Consider the following 305-nt stretch of genomic DNA (forward strand, 5'->3'; position numbering starts at 1 on the left):
CGTTGGTAACTGCCGCGTGGCCCTGATAGACGTCGTTGCTCACGGCGCCGGTTGCAGTGCCGGAGCTCTGGCCAACCGGAATCGTGATGGTCTGGCCATTGGCCAAGGTCACCACGACCGGACCGCCGGTCACTGGCGCGCCGACGCTGGCGGTGTAGACGATGGTGCCGCCTTCAGCCACGGAAGGTGTGGCGGTCAGGGTGACGGTAGTGGTGTCCGTTACATCGGTCACGGCTGTGCTGACGATGCCGGTGTTGGCGACCAGGCTTTCGAAGTTTCCGCCGCTAACGCTGGTGATGCTGTTG

The 305-nt window shown here is 64.3% G+C and carries 1 protein-coding gene; it reads right to left on the bottom strand.

Annotation, left to right across the window (positions count from 1 at the left end; genetic code table 11):
* On the bottom strand, nt 1–305 hold a 305-nt coding region (locus ACLEJW_RS23260; RefSeq protein ID WP_440778335.1), incomplete at both ends, for an immunoglobulin-like domain-containing protein.

It is taken from the genome of Pseudomonas sp. SMSB3 (assembly GCF_052041965.1).
Lineage (GTDB): Bacteria > Pseudomonadota > Gammaproteobacteria > Pseudomonadales > Pseudomonadaceae > Aquipseudomonas.